Genomic DNA, 19,028 nt, shown 5'->3' on the forward strand with positions numbered 1-19,028 from the left:
GCTTAGTTGATGCAGTAGATCTATCGCAGGAATCAATTCATTGGGCAACCGAACGGGCAAAAGAAAAAAATGTAAATTTAAATTTTATTTATAACAATATCTTTGACTTACAAATTGAAGAGGGTACATACGATATTGTGTATGATTCAGGATGCTTTCATCATATTGCTCCACACAGAAGAATGAGTTATATAAATTTGGTGAAAAAGGCTTTAAAACCAGGTGGTTATTTTGCAATCACTTGTTTTGTTCAAGGTGGAGAATTAGGTGGAGCAGACATAACAGATTGGGAAGTATACAAACTGCAAAGTCTTAAAGGTGGATTAGGTTTTACAGATAAAAAACTTAGAGCCATCTTTAAAGACTTTTCTGAAGTAGAAATACGTAGAATGAAAGAGATAAAACAATCGAATAAAGTATTTGGTGTCTCTGGACTTTGGACAGCCTTATTCACGAAAAATTCCACTGAATAGTAAAAAATGTTTTCTAAAGAATTTATATCCGTTATTTAAAAATTCGCATTTTACAATGTCCACAAAAGAGTGTTATGGGGTATAATTAATATAATCTTTCAGATGAGGTGAAGAAGATGACCTTCCGTATGGTTCGAAGTAACTAGTTTTCGGGCTGGAAAAAACGCGTACCAGCCATCAAGGGAGAAGTCTGTCCTTTTTCGGAAATGAAAACTATACGTCGCGGTAGTTACCGTTATAATCAAACGAGGGTACGGGATTGTTTGATTAACAAGTCTCAGAACCTTAGTTTTTACACTCTTTTGGAAGGTGGATATACAATATGAATGAATTAGATTACAAAAGCCGATTTCCATAGTTTAGGAGAACGGCTTTTTTCGTGGGGTACCTGGTGCTATCTAATTAAGAGATTCGGAATCCAAAAAGCAAAATAATTTCGTTTTGTGGGCATTTTAAAATCTGAGGTTGATGGGCATTGGCGTTACCCCGTAACGAGCGGGAAAATCCTCTTAATGTTTCTATAAAGTAGAGAAGAAGGAGATTGACTATGATTACAAAGGTAATGGAAAAAAGTGAATGGGAAGTAGCAAAAGCAAAAGGAAACATAATGGAACCTTCACTGATGCAAGAAGGGTTTATTCATTGTTCTTTTTTAGAACAATCTCTTCAAGTGGCAGAAAAGCATTTTAGTACTGAAATGGAGTTAGTATTACTTGTAATTAATCCGTCGTTAGTTGAGGCGGAGATAAAATATGAATTGGCTTCTAATGGTCAAAACTATCCACATATATACGGAACCGTAAATGCTAATGCTGTTGTGAAAGTAGTAGAACTTCAGAAAGAAAATGGCGGCTATGTTTTACCAGTAGAGTTGGAACAAAAATAGTAGAATGCATTTGTTAACCTCATAAAAGGATTTTTGATTCGTATTATCGAAATACTGAAAGGGATAAAAACGAAATCGAGAAGAGGCGTACAAATGGAGGAAGTAATCAAGAAAATAAAGGAGATAAAATCAGGTCAAGTAGGTATAGTTGCTTATTCGGCAGAAAGCCAAAATATTGTCGCTTTATATAATGATGATATATTGGTTCCACTAGCGTCTGCCGCAAAGGTTGCAATTGGATTTGCTGTAGCTAAAATGGTTGAAGAGAATCAAGTTCGCTGGAGTGATGAAATCGAAAATATCGAATTTAATCCGAAAGAAGATAGTAAAGAAATATACCCACATTTACAAAGAAGAACCGTATTAACACTCAAAGATGCTGTAGAAGTAATGATTGCATGTCATGACAATTGTATTGCACAATCTGTTGTCAACTTTTGCGGTGGATGGGAAGAAGTAAATAGGAGAATTCAATGTTCTTTTTCAAAGATTTATATTACGAAAGACCCAAGGGATATGAAAAATGTTGGGAAATTAAAACAAGTTCTTAAACTTTTAATTCGTATATTCCAAGGATATGAATTGAATCCGGTGCTATGGGAACCAATTATAAATGGAATGGTGAGACAACAAGGACAATATGAAGGAATACCAGGGTACCACTTAGCCCATATGACAGGTGGGTTACCTACAGCTGTTATAAATATCGGTATACTAGGAACGTTTTATGAAAAACCATTGCTTTATGTGATTGGCGGAATGAAGTTACCAAATCGTTATGAAAATCAAGAAGCTGATATGAAAATAAAAGAAACATTGCAATGTTTGTATAAAGAGCATACAGAATGCTATATATAGTGATGAGAAAGGAGAATAGACTTGAAAATTATACAACAAAATAACTCAAAAGATAGCGAATATATTAAAAATAAAGTAATCCAATACAATATGTCTGTACTATCAGATGAAGTAAAAAGCCCATTAGAACATGTAAGTTTTCTATTAAAAGACGATGTTGGCAAAATATTTGGGGGCATAACAGGCACAATATATTTCTATCACCTTCATATTGATTTTTTATGGGTGGATGAGTCAGTACGTCATGAAGGATATGGTAGTCAACTATTAAATGAAATCGAAGAAATTGCCAAAGAGAAAAACTGTAGACTTATATTACTTGATTCATTTAGTTTTCAAGCACCTGAATTTTACAAGAAACATGGTTACAGAGAGTTTGGCGTAGTGGAAGATCATCCTAAAGGGTATAGTCAGCATTTTTTAGAGAAACGTTTATAAGGATAATATAATAATGTTATGTAAATTAATTTTCGGGATATATAATCATGCATTGTAACCAGTTAAGCAATTAAGAGGAGAAAAAGAAATGGAATCAACACGTACATACTGTCTTTCAAAAAAGCAACTGAAACTAACTCTTCTTTGCGGACAAGAGTGATGGAAAGTACATAATATAGTCAATATGATGAAGACCAATAGGAGACAGACCATGAAAGAGAACGAATTGTATGTTTATCACATTGTTACTAGGAAAAAAATGATTCTTGGGCAGATAATTAACTTTGACAAGAACAAAAACAATACCTTATATCGCTTCTTTTTTGAGAGAGAACAATTGAATTCTAAAGGCGAAGACTGTATTCAGATTGTACAAGATCATTATACAAATGAAGGCTTGAACATGAATAAAGAAAATGCCGAGGTAGCTATAAAGTATGTAGACCAAACAATCAGAGCTATTAGAGAAGTAATAGTAGAAATGGTTAGACTACAAGAATATCCTGAATATCCTGAATATCCTTCAAGATTGTCTTGCTTATACGCTGCGAAAAGCTATGAAGATGCTTTGAAATGGAAAGAATTATTTGATTCTTATAATCGGAAAGTTTTGCAGATTGTTAAACTTCGAGTTATTGGGAATTCTTTTGAGGGGGATGGAAACCTTTTACCAAAGGAAGATGGTGTTCCTTTCTCTCGAAAAATTGAACAAGCTAAAGAATATTGGAAGGGTAATGTAAAAAACGAGCTTCCAGAGCTTTTGATTAACGGAAAAATTGAAGTGGTAGAAATTATTGATGATTTCTCAGCTTAAATTCTAGGAAAGTTGTATATATCGGCTTTCCTAGAAAAATTATATAAAATCCACTCTATTCGTTAACAGAGGCAATAAATAAAATGATAGATTGGTCGTATAATTTAGTTCTGCAAGCTTTCTCAAAAAAGAAGTGGAAAGAGATTTTGGAAGAGGGATAAACGATGTCTTATCCATTCGATTGCATTACCAATTTTATTTTTGTTGAAACTGAAGTTTCTCCAGCAGATGTAATTTTAATTCCTGGTGCTAATCATCCTCAACTCATGGAAAAAGCTGCTTCGTTGTATAAACAGGGCTTAGCACCATATATACTTCCATCTGGCGGATATAAACCACACGTCGGAACTACTGAATGGGATTTTTTAAGAAATATTGGCATTGCAAATGGAGTGCCTGAAGAAGCGATTTTAAAAGAAGATCAAGCACAACATACTTTGGAAAATGCACGTTTATCGTTGGAAGTTTTACAAAATACAGGTATAGACCCTAAAAAAGTTATCATTGTCTGTAAAGCGGGGCACTCGCGCCGGGCATTATTATGCTATCAAGCCGCGTTTCCAAAAGAAACTGAGTTCTTCGTCTCATCTGTAATCGACAGGTATGGAATAACTAAGGAAAATTGGTTTACGACTGAGATTGGAATCAGTCGTATCATGGCTGAAGTTGAGAAAATCGGTAAATACTTTGGTCCTCATATTCCTAATTGGGTGAAATAGCACGTGAATTTTATCCGTTTTACTATAAACAAGAGAATGAAAGGAAGAGAAACATTATGTCAAAGCTACTACATGAATTATCTAAACTGGATAGTGAAGTCCTACGTCCTGAAGTATTAGACCATTTAAAAGTTACTTCAGGTAAAATGGTTGCTTGTGATCCTCTTATTTTTAATAAAAATCACTTCGAACAAACAATTCAGCCAGGCACATATCCAATTGTTGCTTGGTTGAACGAGGAAGATGGTGTAATTGCTTGTGCTGAATTGAAAGTATCAGAAGCAAAAGTGACAGAATGGAAGATGGCAATAAAGCCAGGACAGAATGTAAGTGAACTAAAGGAAGGATATATTTTTGGGTATCCAGTTGATACGGGACTAGGGTGTTTTGCAGATGTGGAAGCAATTGATAAGTTAGAAGAAATAGAAAATAGATTACAACAAGAGCTAGGAGAAGAATTCATTAGTTTGTATGATGATTTGATAGACGACGTACTAACAGAACATGATGATGAGTGGGGAAATTGTGTAGTATGTGAGGAAACAGGAAGTAATATTATTATGTTCCGATCAGGTTATGGTGATGGTTTTTATCCTTCCTATTGGGGATTTGATGAGAATGGGAAAATTGTTTCGCTTGTTACTGATTTTCAAGTGTTATATGAGGAATAAATGAATGATGATATAAGAACCAATGATGTGACTAGTGAAGTGGAGAGTGCATGGAAATCAGAAAGGCACATTTAGATGATGTACATGATTTAACTTCATTTAACTTCATTAATGGGACACCTTGGCTATCCAACAACTATAGAAAAAATGAAAGTAAGACTTCAAAATATTTTTTCTCACCCAGATTACTATACGTTGGTAGCAGAAGAGAATGAGCGTGTTATTGGAATGATTGGCTTATGTACAGGCATACTTTACACTGAAGATGGAATATACGCTCGCATTATTGCATTAGTAGTAGATGAAGAGTTTCGAAATCAAGGAATAGGAAAAAGTTTAATAGAAGCAGCAGAGAAATGGGCGATGGAACAAGGGATAGATTCGATTTGCTTAAATAGTGGGAATCGTGAGGAAAGACACCATGCGCACCAATTTTATAAATGTATGGGATATGTTGAAAAAAGTACAGGGTTTGTAAAACGTTTTGTGTAATAAGAAAGGACTTCATAATGAGTTATAAACGAAATAGGTTGCTGTATGCAATCTTGACAATAATAGTAGTTATTTTAGGATTGGCATCAAGGAAATTTGCTTATGCTTTACCTAATCTATTAAATGCATATTTAGGGGATGCACTGTGGGCTCTCATGATTTTTATTGGATTTGGATTCCTTTTTCATAAAATGAAGACTAAAAAGATCGCGTTTTTAAGTTTACTATTTTGTTATGGTATTGAAATCAGTCAATTATATCATGCGGATTGGATAGATAATATTCGTGCAACGACTTTAGGGGGACTTGTATTAGGGTATGGTTTTTTGTGGAGTGATATATTAGCTTATACAATTGGAGTTGGAATGGGTATGCTTTGTGAATTAATGTTTCGAAAAGTATAAAAGGCTTCGGATTTCATAAAGGGGTATATGTACAATGGAACACATATTAGATATTACAAATTTTTGGTTTCAAGACGAGCAAGTAACAGCAGAAGCAATCCAACCGAAAGTAACGAAGATTATAAGGAATAAGCAAAATTATATATTAAAAGAAAAAGGTTCGATAAAGCAGTTGTTGGCTGAAACAAATGTATTAAATCAACTTGCACAAAAAGGAATTAGAATACAAAGGCTTTTGAAGACGAGAGGCAACGAAAGCTATATTTTACAAGATGATAAATATTATTGTATGAATGAGTATGTAGAGGGAAATGTTGTAGAAGTAAAACGCGTTGAAAATCTTAAAGTGTTAAGTAATACTATTGGAAGTGAAGTTGCTAAGTTACATCAGGCACTTTGTTCCACAAATCATGTAGACGAATTTGTAGAACGTAATTTGTACAATGTAATTTATGATTGGGCCACACCTATTTTGAAAAGCAGTGAGCAAGTTCATCCTGAGCTCATTCAAACTATGAACCAGCTGAAAAAAGACTTTAAAGACTCCATTACGCTGTTACCAAGGCAACTCATTCATCGAGATATGCATTTATCTAACTTAATCTTTAAGGAAGATGAGTTTCAAGGATTTATAGATTTTGAACTTGTAGAAATAAATGTGAGAGTGTTTGATTTGTGCTACTGTTTCACTAGTATTTTAAGTGAAGTATTTTGTGATGAACAATTAAGAAGTGACTGGTTATATATTGTTCGAAATATTTTTGAGGGATACCATAAACAGAATCCTTTATCAGAAGCAGAAATTCAGGCGATTTGGTATGTAATGCTAGGTATTCAAGTCATCTTCATTACTTATTTTGTTCAATCAGCAGAATTATTAAAGTCAAATGAAGAAATGTTCTTTTGGATTTTAACAAATAAAGAGGCGATTGAAGAAACAATAAAGGGAGTAGAGATAGTTTAAGAGACGACAATGTATAGATGAAAGAATTGATAGAGTATATTATAAATGAATCGTTTTAAAATCCCCTTTATATAGTGCAGAAAGGGGATTTTACTTTATTATTTACTAACTTCTTTAATCGATAAATCCTTTGTCATAAGAATATGCGGAATACCGTCTTCCATAAATACGTCTGAAGAAGTATGATAGCCTAGTTTGTTATAAAACCCTTCTGCATGTGTTTGCCCATGTAATTTAACTTTGGATATTTCTTTTTCTCTAGCAATCTCTTCTAATGTTTGAATAATTACTTTGCCTAAACCATGTTTTCGATAAGGTTGTAATATGCAGATTCTTTCTAGTTTACCAATGTTATCGACGAATCTTATGCGTCCAGTCCCTACAGGTATTTCATTAAAATAAACTAAAATATGATGACATACATCATTTAATTTATCGAATGTATCAAATTCATCTTCCAGAGGAACACCTTGTTCTTTGACAAACACTTCTTTTCGAATTTGAAAGGCAGTTTCTAAGTCAGTTATTTTTTTTATTTGTTTTGATTTCAACTTATTCAGTCCTTTCTTATATGATGGGAATATAAAGATACTGTTTTATATCGAGAAGCCCATTTTTGGTTTTTTTCCTGTCTTTGGACCTGACTCAATATCGATAATAATACACCACTTGAAACTCTTTTTCGAATTGTATGCACTTGCTTCATCTAATTTTGAATGACGTTGTAAGCCTAGTTTTAATTTTATTGCTATGAAAATTACATATTTGGACATATTAGCGATTGAATTAATTTTATCATATATGAATTCGGAGAATGAGCAGAGGGCGGTAAGAAACCGCATTAGGACAAAAGACCAATGGAATTCATATAGACGATCAACGGTGTATTAGTGTCGTGGTCTTTATAAAACAAGCATAGAGGACATAATGTCTCATATGTTGCATATATTGCAATGAAAACAGTACAAGAACATTTTGTTCCTTGGTTAGCTTCACCAACTGATATGTTAGCAGAAGATTGGGAGGTTGTTGAATAATGGATAATACGGTAACTCAACAGGATATTGATAATATTTTAGAGAAAACTCAATGGACAGTAGAAGAATTTCATGGCAAATGTACAGTCGTAGTTGCGAAATTGCCAAATGGATTTATTTTAACTGAATCCAGCGCATGTGTTGCCCCTGCTGATTATGATATGGATATTGGTATGGAATGCTGTAAAGAACGAATTGTAAATAAGATTTGGGAATTAGAAGAATATAGATTGCAATGTGAATTAGCTAAATTAGTTAAGTAAGTCGCTATTAGTGAAGTGATCTCAAAAAGTTAGACAGGTTACTTCATTAGTCAAAACTAAAGGGCATGGGCTTCGTATTGTACCGGGCTCATGCCCTTTAGTTTTGTCATAATACTTTTATTCCTTTTTCAGTTGCAATAATCGCTTTATTTACCATATTAATAAATAAACCAGTTTCAATTACACCAGTTACTATTTTTACCTGCTGATGAGTTTCGATTGGGTTCGTTATTTGGTTTGGAAAAACACAATCTAAGATCATATTGCCATTGTCTGTTATAAATGGTTGATTATTTTGGGTACGTAAAATCGTCTGGCAACCAAAGGATTGAATTCGTTTTGCAGTTTGCTCCCAAGCGAACGGTACGATTTCAATAGGAAGAGGAAAGGTACCTAAATCTTTTACAAGTTTTGATTCATCAGCGATTATAATGAGTTTTTGGGAAGAAGTGGCGACTATTTTTTCACGTAGAAGAGCGCCGCCGCCCCCCTTAATTAAATGTAGATTGGGGTTAATCTCGTCTGCACCATCAATCGTGAGATCAAGGTAATCAACGTCACTTAAAGGAATTAAAGGGATAGAAAGCTGCACTGCTAATTTCTGAGTTTCTATTGATGTTGGTACAGCTTGAATCGTTAAACCTTCGCTGATTAGCTGCCCTAATTTTTGTATTGTCCAATATACAGTAGAACCAGTACCAAGGCCGATTTTCATCCCGTCTTTTACAAAATCAGCAGCATATTCACCAGCTAAGCGTTTTAAATCCGTCATTCTGTTGCCTTTTCATTCTACAGGCCGTGGCCCAGCATCTAATCCGGAATTTTCAACTGTTAATATGGGACGAACGGTGAGATCAGTATGTACATGCATTTGACATGATAATCGCAAATGATCTTCAATGCCTTTTTCAGTAATAGCATTCTTCTCAACATGTGTAGGTTCACAAAAATCTCCAGCTATGATTTCGACACGGCAAGTGGTACAACGTGCTTTTCCACCGCAGCGGTGAAGAATATGGATACCATTATCTACAAGTGCTAGTGCTAATTTCGTTCCTTCTTTGACATCAAATGTTCCGCTGCCTACAACGGTTAATTTTGGCATATTGTTGCCTCCTCATGTAAAATTCTACATAACATATTTATGACCCCACATTTACAAACATAAACATTAAATTTTTTTATGTGCCCCGTAACTTTTTGATTTGTTCAATCGTTAATTAAGTAAGCGCTGAAAAGGAGTGGTTATTTTGTGCACAAAAGTAACTCGAATTTCAAGAAATCATATCGATATGAATCATTCAAATATAAACTTTATCATTGAAAATTATGTAGAGTTAAAAAGGTACTGTACGTTTTTAACAAAAAACAAATGGGATGGGGAAGACCTTGCCCAAGAAACAGTTTGTAAAGTACTTCAAAAATATGTAGGTGCAGAACATAAAGAGGTTTGTATTACGCTTCTATATAAAATTGCTCGAAATCAATGGCTAGATCAAATGAAAGCAAAATCAGCTAAGAAGAAATTAGAGCAGGAGATTACATTTGAAGAACCACATGAAAAAATTGCTGATTTGCATGAGATGGCGGAGAAAGTCTTGTCTTTATTAAATGTACAGCAATCCGTTATCTTCTTGTTAAAAGATGTTTTTCAATACAGCTTATCAGATATTGCGGAAATATGTTCAATCTCAGAAGGCGCAGTGAAGGCTTCGTTGTTTCGTAGTAGAAATAGATTGAAAACGGTAAGTGAAGAAGAGGAGATTGAATTAGCCGGGCAGGATGATGACGTTGAAGTAATTGTAACAGCTATTCGTGAACAAAAACCACAATTGTTAACAAAACTTCTTCCGACAATACAGTTTGAACACGTACCATCTAAGGAGCCTGTACTATTATTCAATACAAAAACACCTTCTTCTTACGGTTATATGCTATGTGCAGCTTAAAAAGTAGATGGAGGGATTATGATGAATGCAATTCCGTATGTTGTAGAACAAACAAAATTAGGAGAACGCTCCTATGATATATATTCAAGGTTGTTAAAAGACCGTATTGTCATGATTGGATCAGAAATTAATGATCAAGTAGCAAGCAGTGTAGTGGCACAGTTATTATTTTTAGAAGCAGAAGATGCGGAGAAGGATATTTTTCTTTATATCAATAGTCCAGGAGGCTCAACTACAGCGGGATTTGCGATATTAGATACAATGAATTTGATTAAACCTGATGTTCAAACGCTTTGTATGGGATTCGCAGCTTCATTTGGAGCGCTATTATTACTCGCTGGAGCGAAAGGGAAAAGATTTGCGCTTCCAAATAGTGAAATTATGATTCATCAGCCGCTTGGCGGAGTGAAAGGGCAAGCGACAGAGATCGAAATAACTGCAAAACGAATATTAAAGTTAAAACATGATATTAATAAAATTATATCAGATCGAACAGGTCAACCAGTTGAAAAGGTAGCTCTTGATACAGAAAGAGACTACTTTATGACTGCGGAAGAAGCTAAAATATATGGTATTGTCGATGCTGTTATTGAAAAAAAATAACTTAAAATAGGCCAGAGAACATTAGGCTCCCTGGCCTATTTTTGCGTAATAAATTAATCGTTTATCCACTCATTTACTAACGCCTGATTCTTTTTAATCCATTTTCGAGCCGCCTCTTCGGGATCCTTTGTTTTATTTAACATAACCATCAATGTACCAAGTTGTTCATCATTCATTTTCCATCTATCGAAATATTTCACAATCTCTGGATAATCTTTTTCAAAACCTTTTCGTACAGAGTAATAAATGTCGTCTTTTTCACCATATACTTTCTTAGGGTCTTTTAAATATTTTAAATCAAATTCTGAAAAGCTCCAGTGTGGATTCCAAAGCGTTACAGCGATGGGTTTCTTTTGTGTATATGCTTTTTTTAGCTCACTCATCATCGCTGCTTCTGAAGATTGGACAAGTTTTAGCTTTATATCATATTCTTTCATTGCTTTATCTGTTAAATTCATAAGGCTACTGCCAGGCTCAATTCCGACAATCTTATTATCCAATTCATCCTTATGGGTATTTAAATCCTCGATACTGTTAATGTCTTTCATATAAGAAGGAACGACTAATCCAAGTCCAGTTCCCTCATACCATTTCGATTTTAAGACAATGTCATTTTTATATCGGTCATTTAAGGGCTTATCGGTTACGGGAAGCCATACTTCTAAGTTTGCATCAACATCGCCGCGAGCGACGCCAGTCCAAATGGCTGCTTTTTCTAAATACATGAGTTCAACTTTATATCCTTTTTCTTCTAATAAAACTTTCCACATATTTGCAGCCGCAATATTTTCCTTCCAACTTGTTACACCAAGTTTAATTTTTCCTTTTGTATTTGCATTTGTGGCATTACAAGAGGTAATAATCATACTGATAAATAACAAAATGCTTATAAGCCATATTTTCTGTTTCATCGAGTCCTCCCGTTTCGTAAATAGAGATTTTTCATTCCGTTTTGTATCACGTTGTTTGTAGGAATAAATCTATAAGTGAACCTTCTTATTATGAACGGAAACAAGAATTTTAAAAAAAGCCTCTTTATGTAATATTTCTGTTTAAAATCGTTACACTATGTGAATAGATAGGCAGAAAAGGAGTCATTATATGGAAAATACAAAAGTACGTGTTGAAAACGTAACAAAAGTATTTGGAAAAAACCCTCAAAGAGCAGTCGCCTTATTAAAGGAGGGAAAAAGTAAATCAGAAATATTAAAAGAAACGGGAATGAACGTTGGGGTGAAAAAAGCAACATTTGAAGTGTATACAGGAGAAATTTTTGTCATTATGGGACTATCTGGGAGCGGGAAATCAACTCTTGTTCGAATGCTCAATCAGCTTATAAAGCCAACAGCAGGCCACATATACATAGATGGGGAAGATATCGCAACAATGGGGAAAGAGGCACTTAGGAAAGTACGAAGAACAAAGATGAGTATGGTCTTCCAAAAATTTGCGTTATTTCCTCATCGTACCGTGATACAAAATGTTGCCTATGGATTAGAAATACAAGGAGTACCAGTAGAAGAAAGAGAAGCGAAAGCTTTGGAGTCACTTAAATTAGTTGGATTGAATCATCATAAAGATAGCTTCCCAGGACAATTAAGCGGTGGTATGCAGCAGCGCGTTGGAATTGCAAGAGCTCTTACGAATGATCCAGATGTTTTACTTATGGATGAGTCATTTAGCGCATTAGACCCACTTATCCGTAAAGAAATGCAAGATGAACTGTTAGAGCTACAAGATAAGATGGAAAAAACGATTATTTTTATTACACATGATTTAGATGAAGCACTTCGAATTGGGGATCGTATCGCATTAATGAAAGACGGAGAAATTGTGCAAATTGGAACGCCAGAAGAAATCATGATAAGCCCAGCTAATGAATTCGTAGAGAAATTCGTTGCGGATGTGAATTTAGGAAAAGTGATTACGGCTGAATCTATTTTAAAAAGACCAGAAACATTATTGATTGACCGCGGCCCTCGAGTGGCCCTGCAAATTATGAGAAATGCAGGGGTATCTACCGTATATGTTGTAAATAAAAAACACGAGTTTTTAGGGATATTAACAGCGGATGATGCGAGTAAAGCTGTTCAAAAGCAGTGGCCAATTGCTGACTTGTTACTAAAAGATATTCCGCACGTATATTTAGATACATTACTAGAGGAAACGTATGCGAAAATGGCGGAAATGAAGCTTCCATTACCAGTCATTGATGAAAAGAAAAGGTTAAGAGGCATCATAAAACGAGAAAGTGTCATTCAAGCCCTTGCAGGAAATATTGAGGAAGAGGTGAATGACGATGAATAGTATTCCGCGTATTCCTTTAGGTGAATGGGTCGATGCATTTGTTACGAGTTTATATGCGCATTTTGAAGGATTGTTTAGAGGATTTTCATACATCATTGGTGGTTTCGTTGATTTACTTACAAATTTCTTAACATTAATTCCAGCATTTTTAATGATTATAATCGTATGTTTTCTCGTTTGGTATACAACAAGGAAAATATCTTTAGTGGTATTTGCGTTAATCGGCTTATTATTTATTCTAAACATTAACTACTGGGGACAAACGATGCAAACATTAGCGCTTGTTCTTACATCAGTCATTATTTCCATCATTGTTGGAATCCCAATCGGCATTTTAGCATCTCAAAATGAGCGATTTTCAAAAATATTGAGGCCAACATTAGATTTTATGCAAACAATGCCAGCATTTGTATACTTAATTCCAGCGATTACATTCTTTGGAGTAGGTGTTGTTCCTGGTATTATCGCATCTGTTATTTTTGCGATGCCACCAACGATTCGTTTTACTGATTTAGGGATTAGGCAAGTACCAGAAGATTTAATTGAAGCTGCAAATGCATTTGGTTCAACTTCATCGCAAAAGTTATTTAAAGTTCAGTTACCTCTTGCAACGGGAACTATAATGGCTGGTGTAAACCAAAGTATCATGCTCTCTTTATCGATGGTTGTTACAGCTTCGCTTGTAGGTGCACCAGGACTTGGGGTAGATGTATATCGTTCTGTAACACAGGTTAACATTGGAATGGGGTTTGAGGCTGGACTAGCTATTGTAGTCATTGCGATTGTATTAGATCGGATTACGCAAGGATTTCATAAGAAAAGAAGAGTGTAAATAGAAATGAAACACGCATCGTAAGTGAGGCTACTTATTATGATGCGTGTTTTTTATTTGAATGAAATAAGGTTACATACGCACAATTACTGAACCTCCAGCTGGTGCACACACTTGATTTTGTTGTTGTTCCATCGCTTTTATTAATTGATTATTTTCTTCAATCAATGAGATCAATTTTGCTAATTGATGTTCCAGGTTCGCTATACGTTGCATCATGTAATGAAAATCATTAGGGATTGGTGGTGTAGTTCGTACGGCGTTGTTTGAATAAGAGGTTGGTGGGTAATTCATGTGAGAATTCCAATGTGGATGTATATGATTTGTTCCTCCTTCAAGAAAAGATTTCTTTTTCTATAATAAATGCCCATCTCTGTTTAAAGGTGACTCGATGAAAAAGAATTACAAAGGTTTATACTGTTAAATTGAAATAACAGGAATATATAATGAGTTTATTTCTGAATAGTCTGAACGGAAGGGTGTTTTATGGTATTATAATGGTAAATCCAAGGGATAGAGGGATGCATATGTCGACACAAAGTCACTTTGAAGCACACTGTTTTATATGTCAGAAACATAAAGGGGAGATTAAGGTGCTAGGCGGGGCAATCTATGAAGATGAACTCGTATATGTGGGGCATGTTCATTGGGAAGAAGAGGAAACGTATCTCGGATATGTAATGATTGATATAAAAAGACATGCACCAGGATTAGCTGAATTAACAGAAGAAGAAGCGAAAGCTTTTGGTTTAATTACGAGTAGAGTAAGCCGTGCATTAAAAGAATGCGAGGGTGCAGAACATATTTATGCTTTCGTTTCCGGTAATGGAGTCAATCATATGCACATGCATATAATTCCTCGTTATCCAAATACACCGAAGGAATTTTGGTCACCAACTAAGATCCCCAATTGGAAAGGTGCACCTTATGGACAAGCAGAACAAATCCAAAAACTATGCGAAAGAATACGAACGTATATGGTGAATGAGTATGCATACAACAAATAATACACAATATTCATGGGTTGGTAGTGATGAAATGTGTTTAGGCGAAATTTCAGTTAAACAGTATGGTAATATAGTGCTTGGCAGATATGGTGGAAATACGAGTGCAGGCGCAAAGAAGAATGAAGATGGCGCTTTCGTTTGGTCAAATGGAGATTGGGAATTTGCGATGATATTAGATGGACACAATAGTGCAGAAAGTGTCGCCTTAGTAGTAAATACAATCCAAAATGACTATGAAAATATAAAAGTTTTATTAGAAGAACCAATTGAAATAGCATTCCGTTCTGTTGAAAATCATATCCTTACACTTTTTCAATCTAATTCGTTTCAACAGGCGTGTCAGCAAGTAAAGGGTGAAACAGCATGCTTAATTTGTGTGCGAAAAGAAAATTATATTTGGTGGTTTTCTATAGGAGATTGCCTCGTTTATGTATTTCATGAAGAGTTACATAAGCTAGGACAGTATATGCTGAACCAACGTCATTTTTATGAATGGATTGGGAATGTGAATACATTTTCTTTACCTGTTCCATGTTATTCTTCAGGTGCTCGAGAGCTACGTACAGGAAGAAATAGAATCGTAATGGTAACAGATGGCGTACTAGAATACGGAGAACGTCGTTATGAAAATCCAATTCATTTATATAAAGATATATATGAAAATAAAGTGAAACTAACAGAATGTATTCAAAATGTACTAGAGCATGTTCATCACCAACTTGGTCGAGATAGTGCAACGATAATTAGTTGGGATTATGATAATCGTGTATATGCTACTTATCCAAGCGATCAGCCGGAGAAAATACGATCTTCAAATTAGTAAAATAGGGGGTAGGAAATGAAAAGGCCCTTATTGCGCGCGGAAGCTATTATCATAGATGAGGAGCATTCTAAAATTCTTGTTCAATGTAATGAAGAAGAGACATTTTATCGTTTTCCAGGTGGATCGATTGAGTATGGAGAATCGGCATATGAAGCGGATTATACGGGAGTTACTTGAGGAATATGATTTACAAGTTCGAGTAGCAGAATTAGCGATTGTAAATGAACACATATTTGAAGTTGATGGAGAATCACACCATCAATGTACGTTGTTTCATTAGTGTAAACCTGTAAAGTCTATAAGTGAAGTGTTATTTCATAAAGAACATAAGAATATTATTCTTATATGGAAAAGTATACAAGAGTTAAAAGATAAACCGACTTATCCTGAGGGGATTGTTTCTTTGATAGAACAAAAGGGCGATAATATTGCGCATTTACTTACTCAAAAAGTATATTCCTAATTAATATGTGTAACATTGGATTTTTAAGGATGGGGGGATGAACAATTTTCACAATAGTGATTGTGTTGATTCTATGGATTTTCGTGCTATATCTTTTAGAAAAGCTTGTGAGAAAGAAATTAAATATACCAAAACAAAGTGGCTGGCTTTGTTTGTATTTATACTTCAGAGTATATAAAGGGTGTATATATATTATTTGTATTTTTAGGTACGCAACAGCTTTTTCGGGCGTATATGGAATGGAAATATGATAAAAAATCAAAAAAATATGTAATTTCTCTATTGGGAGTATTTTGTTTAATGATTACATTTAATGTAATGATATATTTATTCCAACCTGTTGGTTAAAAGAGCTAGATAATAAGAGTCGTTATCCCAATTTCAATGTGTATAACGACTCTTATTTATCAGTAGTCTTTTTACATTACATCTTCTTAAAACTCCTCAAAACAAGAAACTCCCATACTCTCCACGGAAGAATTTTTTTAGCAACGATCATCAATTTTACACCTTTCCCAATTGGGTATCGTAATGTTGCGTTTTTTGCTTCAGCAATCGCTACAATCTTTCTTGCAACATCTACTGGATTGCCAAATGTATCACTGCCATTATTAATATGATTTTGTATTTTATCCATATACGCTTTATAAGGAGAGGTTGATTCTGAATAATTTTCGGCAAGTTCTTTCCCAACTTCCCATATGTTTGTGTTATAGGAACCGGGTTCGATTAATGAAACGTCTATTCCATATGGTTTTACCTCTAGGCGAAGGGATTCACTCCAACCTTCTAATGCGTATTTTGAAGAAACATAGGGGGATAAACCTGGGAATCCAACTTGGCCACTAATACTACTTACATTAATAATTTTCCCACTTTTTTGTTTTCGCATATAAGGTAATACAATTTGAGTTATGGATATTGCTCCAAATACATTCGTCTCAAATTGTCTACGATATTCTTCTACCGGAATTTCCTCTATAAATCCACCACTCGCATAGCCTGCGTTATTGACGAGAATGTCTACTTGGTTTAATTCTTTTAAAAACAATTGGAATGCATGTATAGATTTTTGATCTGTTACATCTAATTGATGAATTTTGATATTTTGTTGTAAGTGTAATGCAGCAGCTTGAGATAATAATTCCGTTTGTTTATTAAGATTACGCATTGTAGCGATGACGAAATAGTCCTTTTTCGCAAGCTCGAGGGCAGTTAAAAATCCAAATCCACTGGATGCACCTGTAATAATCACGATTTTACTCATTTTCCGCTCACTTTCTTTTTTCTTACATCATAACGATGTACATGTAGAAAATCTATTATTCTCGTAAATCAAATAGCATACTAACTAGCATTCTATATTAATGCAAATTATATCTTTTAAACAAGTATTTTTGAAAAAGAGAAAAAAACTATCATTTCAAGAGTTTTAAATTGGCGCGGTACTTGCGATATAAAAGGTGAACAAGAAAATAGGAGGGCTGGACATGTTAAAAACAACTGAAAGTAAAGGGAATGAAATGACAAAAGAACAAGCCCGTTGGGGAATTTCCATTTACCGCAAATGGAAAAGCACTTATTTTAGGAGAACAAATTGGGAAAGTGAAAGTAATAGTTGAGCCGAAGTATCAAGAAATCATTGGAATTTCGATTGTCGGGCCTCGTGCGACAGAACTCTGATTGGACAAGGAACTGTTATGCTTCATACAGAAGTAACAGCTGATATAATGCGAGATTTTATCGCAGCGTATCCGACATTATCGGAAGCGATTCATGAAGCAGTGTTACAGGCCGATAGGGCATGCTGTGCATGCGTGAATAGTATGGTTGAAAAAGAACGAGTTTTATATAAAACTTGTTCTTTTTTATTGTACGACCGAATTCTAAAACAATTTGACATTGATATGTAAGGATCCTTTATTTGTAAGTAAAAAAACGGTTTGGACTGAAAAATCAGAGTTGTCAGTCACTTGTTGAGTGTTATATAATAAGAACGTATATTCTGTCGGTTGGACGCAAAGCTCTCCGTTAAATATATTACCTCTATAAAAAGTTCTTAACTTATTATGTTAAAAACTTTAGTGGTTGTAAATCAGCCTTTAAAGCATATTTTAAGTTGAATGAAGAAATGAAATAGAAAACCTTTATTTAAAATAAGGAGGATTTCTTATGATATGCCACATTAAAGATACACAAATATATTATAAAATAATTGGCGAGGGAAAACCTGTAATTATCTTACATGGATGTTCTGTCGATCATAGGCTCATGATGGGATGTATGGAGTCAGTGTTTCATAAACATGCAGGTTATAAGCGCATTTATATTGATTTACCAGGTATGGGAAAATCGACTGCCCCTAATTGGATAAATAGTTCTGATATTTTATTAGATGTCTTGACTTTATTTATCGAAAAAATTATTCCTGATGAAAATTTTCTACTTGTAGGAGAATCATATGGCGGATATTTGTCTAAAGCAATACTTTCAAAAATGCCTCAGCGAATTGATGGTTTATTGCTGATATGCCCTGTTATAATTGCGAATCATAAAGCAAGAACAGTCCCAAAATATAATAGGATTATAAGTGATGATGAATTTTTAAATAAACTTTCATCGGATGAAAGAAACGAGTTTTGTGAGTTAGCAGTGATAGCAAATGAATATACTTACAATCGATATAAAAAAGAAATCAAATCAGGTCTTACAGTAGCCAATACAGAGTTTGTGGAAACGCTTCAAAGAAATTATACGTTATCATTCAATACAAATGGACAAAAATACGAAAAACCAGTTCTTTTACTCGCTGGCAGGCAAGATATAGTTGTAGGATATCAAGATTTATTGGAGACTATTGAAGAGTATCCACGAGCAACATTTGCTGTTTTAGATATGGCCGGTCACAACTTACAAATTGAACAACCTGAGTTATTCCAGAGTCTAGTAGAAGAATGGATGATACGAACAGAGAATATCAGTTTTAATGATTCATATGAAAAGCAACAGAAGATTCGTTAAATCA

Annotated in this window: 25 protein-coding genes and 4 pseudogenes; 23 read left to right on the forward strand and 6 right to left on the reverse strand. The window is 34.5% G+C overall.

The window, feature by feature from the left end; translation table 11 throughout:
• The 11 genes and pseudogenes from JDS96_RS13800 to JDS96_RS13850 all read left to right on the forward strand — a co-directional run.
• Positions 1-473: class I SAM-dependent methyltransferase (locus JDS96_RS13800; protein ID WP_199667150.1), on the forward strand; the 473-nt coding region annotated here is incomplete at its 5' end.
• Positions 474-1,020: 547 nt separating this feature from the next.
• Positions 1,021-1,359, forward strand: coding sequence for a DUF952 domain-containing protein (locus tag JDS96_RS13805; protein WP_006095027.1), 339 nt, complete (start codon positions 1,021-1,023; stop codon positions 1,357-1,359).
• A gap of 93 nt (positions 1,360-1,452) precedes the next feature.
• Positions 1,453-2,217 carry a serine hydrolase gene (locus tag JDS96_RS13810; RefSeq protein ID WP_199667151.1) on the forward strand — a complete coding sequence of 255 codons (765 nt, stop codon included), beginning with the start codon at positions 1,453-1,455 and terminating at the stop codon, positions 2,215-2,217.
• Positions 2,218-2,238: 21 nt separating this feature from the next.
• A complete protein-coding gene (locus JDS96_RS13815; RefSeq protein ID WP_018780610.1) occupies positions 2,239-2,655 on the forward strand; it encodes a GNAT family N-acetyltransferase in 417 nt (138 codons plus the stop codon).
• A 211-nt stretch (positions 2,656-2,866) separates the two neighbouring features.
• Positions 2,867-3,469, forward strand: a complete 603-nt coding sequence (locus JDS96_RS13820) for a DUF2441 domain-containing protein (protein WP_199667152.1) — start codon at positions 2,867-2,869, stop codon at positions 3,467-3,469.
• A 68-nt stretch (positions 3,470-3,537) separates the two neighbouring features.
• Positions 3,538-3,630, forward strand: a pseudogene (locus JDS96_RS13825) (MmcQ/YjbR family DNA-binding protein); the annotation flags it as partial.
• Positions 3,631-3,633: 3 nt separating this feature from the next.
• On the forward strand, positions 3,634-4,188 hold the full coding sequence (locus tag JDS96_RS13830) for a YdcF family protein (RefSeq protein ID WP_199667153.1): 555 nt from the start codon (positions 3,634-3,636) through the stop codon (positions 4,186-4,188).
• A gap of 56 nt (positions 4,189-4,244) precedes the next feature.
• Complete coding sequence (locus tag JDS96_RS13835) at positions 4,245-4,859, forward strand: DUF4241 domain-containing protein (protein WP_199667154.1); 615 nt, start codon at positions 4,245-4,247, stop codon at positions 4,857-4,859.
• A gap of 147 nt (positions 4,860-5,006) precedes the next feature.
• A complete protein-coding gene (locus tag JDS96_RS13840) occupies positions 5,007-5,351 on the forward strand; it encodes a GNAT family N-acetyltransferase (protein ID WP_242479909.1) in 345 nt (114 codons plus the stop codon).
• 17 nt (positions 5,352-5,368) lie between these two features.
• Positions 5,369-5,755, forward strand: coding sequence for a ribosomal maturation YjgA family protein (locus JDS96_RS13845; protein WP_199667155.1), 387 nt, complete (start codon positions 5,369-5,371; stop codon positions 5,753-5,755).
• 34 nt (positions 5,756-5,789) lie between these two features.
• Positions 5,790-6,719 (forward strand): phosphotransferase enzyme family protein, encoded by a 930-nt coding sequence (locus tag JDS96_RS13850; RefSeq protein WP_199667156.1) that lies wholly within the window; start codon positions 5,790-5,792, stop codon positions 6,717-6,719.
• A gap of 98 nt (positions 6,720-6,817) precedes the next feature.
• Here the strand turns inward: JDS96_RS13850 and JDS96_RS13855 are convergent, their stop codons facing one another.
• Positions 6,818-7,270: a GNAT family N-acetyltransferase gene (locus JDS96_RS13855; protein ID WP_199667157.1), complete on the reverse strand. Its 453-nt coding sequence runs from the start codon at positions 7,268-7,270 to the stop codon at positions 6,818-6,820.
• A 375-nt stretch (positions 7,271-7,645) separates the two neighbouring features.
• On the opposite strand from JDS96_RS13855, the pseudogene JDS96_RS13860 reads away from it, so the two are divergent.
• Both JDS96_RS13860 and JDS96_RS13865 read left to right on the forward strand, forming a co-directional pair.
• A pseudogene (locus tag JDS96_RS13860) lies at positions 7,646-7,756 on the forward strand (Thoeris anti-defense Tad2 family protein); the annotation flags it as partial.
• Entirely contained in the window at positions 7,756-8,019 is a 264-nt protein-coding gene (locus JDS96_RS13865) for a Gp49 family protein (RefSeq protein WP_199667158.1), read from the forward strand. The pseudogene JDS96_RS13860 and the gene JDS96_RS13865, both read left to right, overlap by 1 nt.
• Before the next feature lie 106 nt (positions 8,020-8,125).
• On the opposite strand, the gene rpiA is transcribed toward JDS96_RS13865, so the two are convergent.
• Together rpiA and JDS96_RS13875 are read right to left on the reverse strand one after the other, a co-directional pair.
• The gene (rpiA, locus tag JDS96_RS13870) at positions 8,126-8,791 is read right to left on the reverse strand and encodes a ribose 5-phosphate isomerase A (RefSeq protein ID WP_003204613.1); all 666 of its coding nucleotides are present in this window, start codon (positions 8,789-8,791) and stop codon (positions 8,126-8,128) included.
• Between the two features lie 12 nt (positions 8,792-8,803).
• Positions 8,804-9,124 carry a 2Fe-2S iron-sulfur cluster-binding protein gene (locus tag JDS96_RS13875; RefSeq protein ID WP_098134776.1) on the reverse strand — a complete coding sequence of 107 codons (321 nt, stop codon included), beginning with the start codon at positions 9,122-9,124 and terminating at the stop codon, positions 8,804-8,806.
• A 145-nt stretch (positions 9,125-9,269) separates the two neighbouring features.
• On the opposite strand from JDS96_RS13875, the gene JDS96_RS13880 reads away from it, so the two are divergent.
• Positions 9,270-9,968, forward strand: a complete 699-nt coding sequence (locus JDS96_RS13880) for an RNA polymerase subunit sigma-70 (protein WP_199667159.1) — start codon at positions 9,270-9,272, stop codon at positions 9,966-9,968.
• A 21-nt stretch (positions 9,969-9,989) separates the two neighbouring features.
• Positions 9,990-10,571 (forward strand): ATP-dependent Clp endopeptidase proteolytic subunit ClpP, encoded by a 582-nt coding sequence (clpP, locus tag JDS96_RS13885; RefSeq protein ID WP_199667160.1) that lies wholly within the window; start codon positions 9,990-9,992, stop codon positions 10,569-10,571.
• Between the two features lie 53 nt (positions 10,572-10,624).
• Here clpP and JDS96_RS13890 read toward each other — a convergent pair whose 3' ends face one another.
• Positions 10,625-11,482, reverse strand: coding sequence for a glycine betaine ABC transporter substrate-binding protein (locus JDS96_RS13890; RefSeq protein ID WP_199667161.1), 858 nt, complete (start codon positions 11,480-11,482; stop codon positions 10,625-10,627).
• Between the two features lie 190 nt (positions 11,483-11,672).
• Between JDS96_RS13890 and JDS96_RS13895 the strand changes: the two genes are divergently transcribed.
• Both JDS96_RS13895 and JDS96_RS13900 read left to right on the forward strand, forming a co-directional pair.
• Positions 11,673-12,878 (forward strand): quaternary amine ABC transporter ATP-binding protein, encoded by a 1,206-nt coding sequence (locus JDS96_RS13895; protein ID WP_003207288.1) that lies wholly within the window; start codon positions 11,673-11,675, stop codon positions 12,876-12,878.
• A complete protein-coding gene (locus JDS96_RS13900) occupies positions 12,871-13,710 on the forward strand; it encodes an ABC transporter permease (RefSeq protein WP_199667201.1) in 840 nt (279 codons plus the stop codon). Before JDS96_RS13895 ends, JDS96_RS13900 begins: the two co-directional genes overlap by 8 nt.
• Before the next feature lie 72 nt (positions 13,711-13,782).
• Here JDS96_RS13900 and JDS96_RS13905 read toward each other — a convergent pair whose 3' ends face one another.
• Complete coding sequence (locus JDS96_RS13905) at positions 13,783-14,028, reverse strand: hypothetical protein (protein WP_098114772.1); 246 nt, start codon at positions 14,026-14,028, stop codon at positions 13,783-13,785.
• 209 nt (positions 14,029-14,237) lie between these two features.
• Here JDS96_RS13905 and JDS96_RS13910 point away from each other — a divergent pair, with 209 nt between their 5' ends.
• The 4 genes and pseudogenes from JDS96_RS13910 to JDS96_RS32095 all read left to right on the forward strand — a co-directional run bounded on the left by JDS96_RS13910 (position 14,238) and on the right by JDS96_RS32095 (position 16,351).
• Positions 14,238-14,717 carry an HIT family protein gene (locus JDS96_RS13910; RefSeq protein ID WP_199667162.1) on the forward strand — a complete coding sequence of 160 codons (480 nt, stop codon included), beginning with the start codon at positions 14,238-14,240 and terminating at the stop codon, positions 14,715-14,717.
• Positions 14,695-15,537: a PP2C family serine/threonine-protein phosphatase gene (locus JDS96_RS13915; protein ID WP_199667163.1), complete on the forward strand. Its 843-nt coding sequence runs from the start codon at positions 14,695-14,697 to the stop codon at positions 15,535-15,537. The genes JDS96_RS13910 and JDS96_RS13915 overlap by 23 nt, the downstream gene beginning before the upstream one ends.
• Before the next feature lie 18 nt (positions 15,538-15,555).
• Positions 15,556-16,003 (forward strand): annotated as a pseudogene (locus tag JDS96_RS13920) (NUDIX domain-containing protein).
• A gap of 138 nt (positions 16,004-16,141) precedes the next feature.
• A complete protein-coding gene (locus JDS96_RS32095) occupies positions 16,142-16,351 on the forward strand; it encodes a DUF4181 domain-containing protein (RefSeq protein WP_307838186.1) in 210 nt (69 codons plus the stop codon).
• A 76-nt stretch (positions 16,352-16,427) separates the two neighbouring features.
• On the opposite strand, the gene JDS96_RS13930 is transcribed toward JDS96_RS32095, so the two are convergent.
• Complete coding sequence (locus JDS96_RS13930; RefSeq protein ID WP_018780595.1) at positions 16,428-17,270, reverse strand: oxidoreductase; 843 nt, start codon at positions 17,268-17,270, stop codon at positions 16,428-16,430.
• 275 nt (positions 17,271-17,545) lie between these two features.
• Here JDS96_RS13930 and acoL point away from each other — a divergent pair.
• Both acoL and JDS96_RS13940 read left to right on the forward strand, forming a co-directional pair.
• Positions 17,546-17,824, forward strand: a pseudogene (gene acoL, locus JDS96_RS13935) (dihydrolipoyl dehydrogenase); the annotation flags it as partial.
• A 351-nt stretch (positions 17,825-18,175) separates the two neighbouring features.
• Positions 18,176-19,024, forward strand: a complete 849-nt coding sequence (locus JDS96_RS13940) for an alpha/beta fold hydrolase (protein WP_199667164.1) — start codon at positions 18,176-18,178, stop codon at positions 19,022-19,024.
• The last annotated feature ends 4 nt before the right edge of the window (positions 19,025-19,028 follow it).

It is taken from the genome of Bacillus cereus group sp. N21 (assembly GCF_016483395.1).
Lineage (GTDB): Bacteria > Bacillota > Bacilli > Bacillales > Bacillaceae_G > Bacillus_A > Bacillus_A pseudomycoides.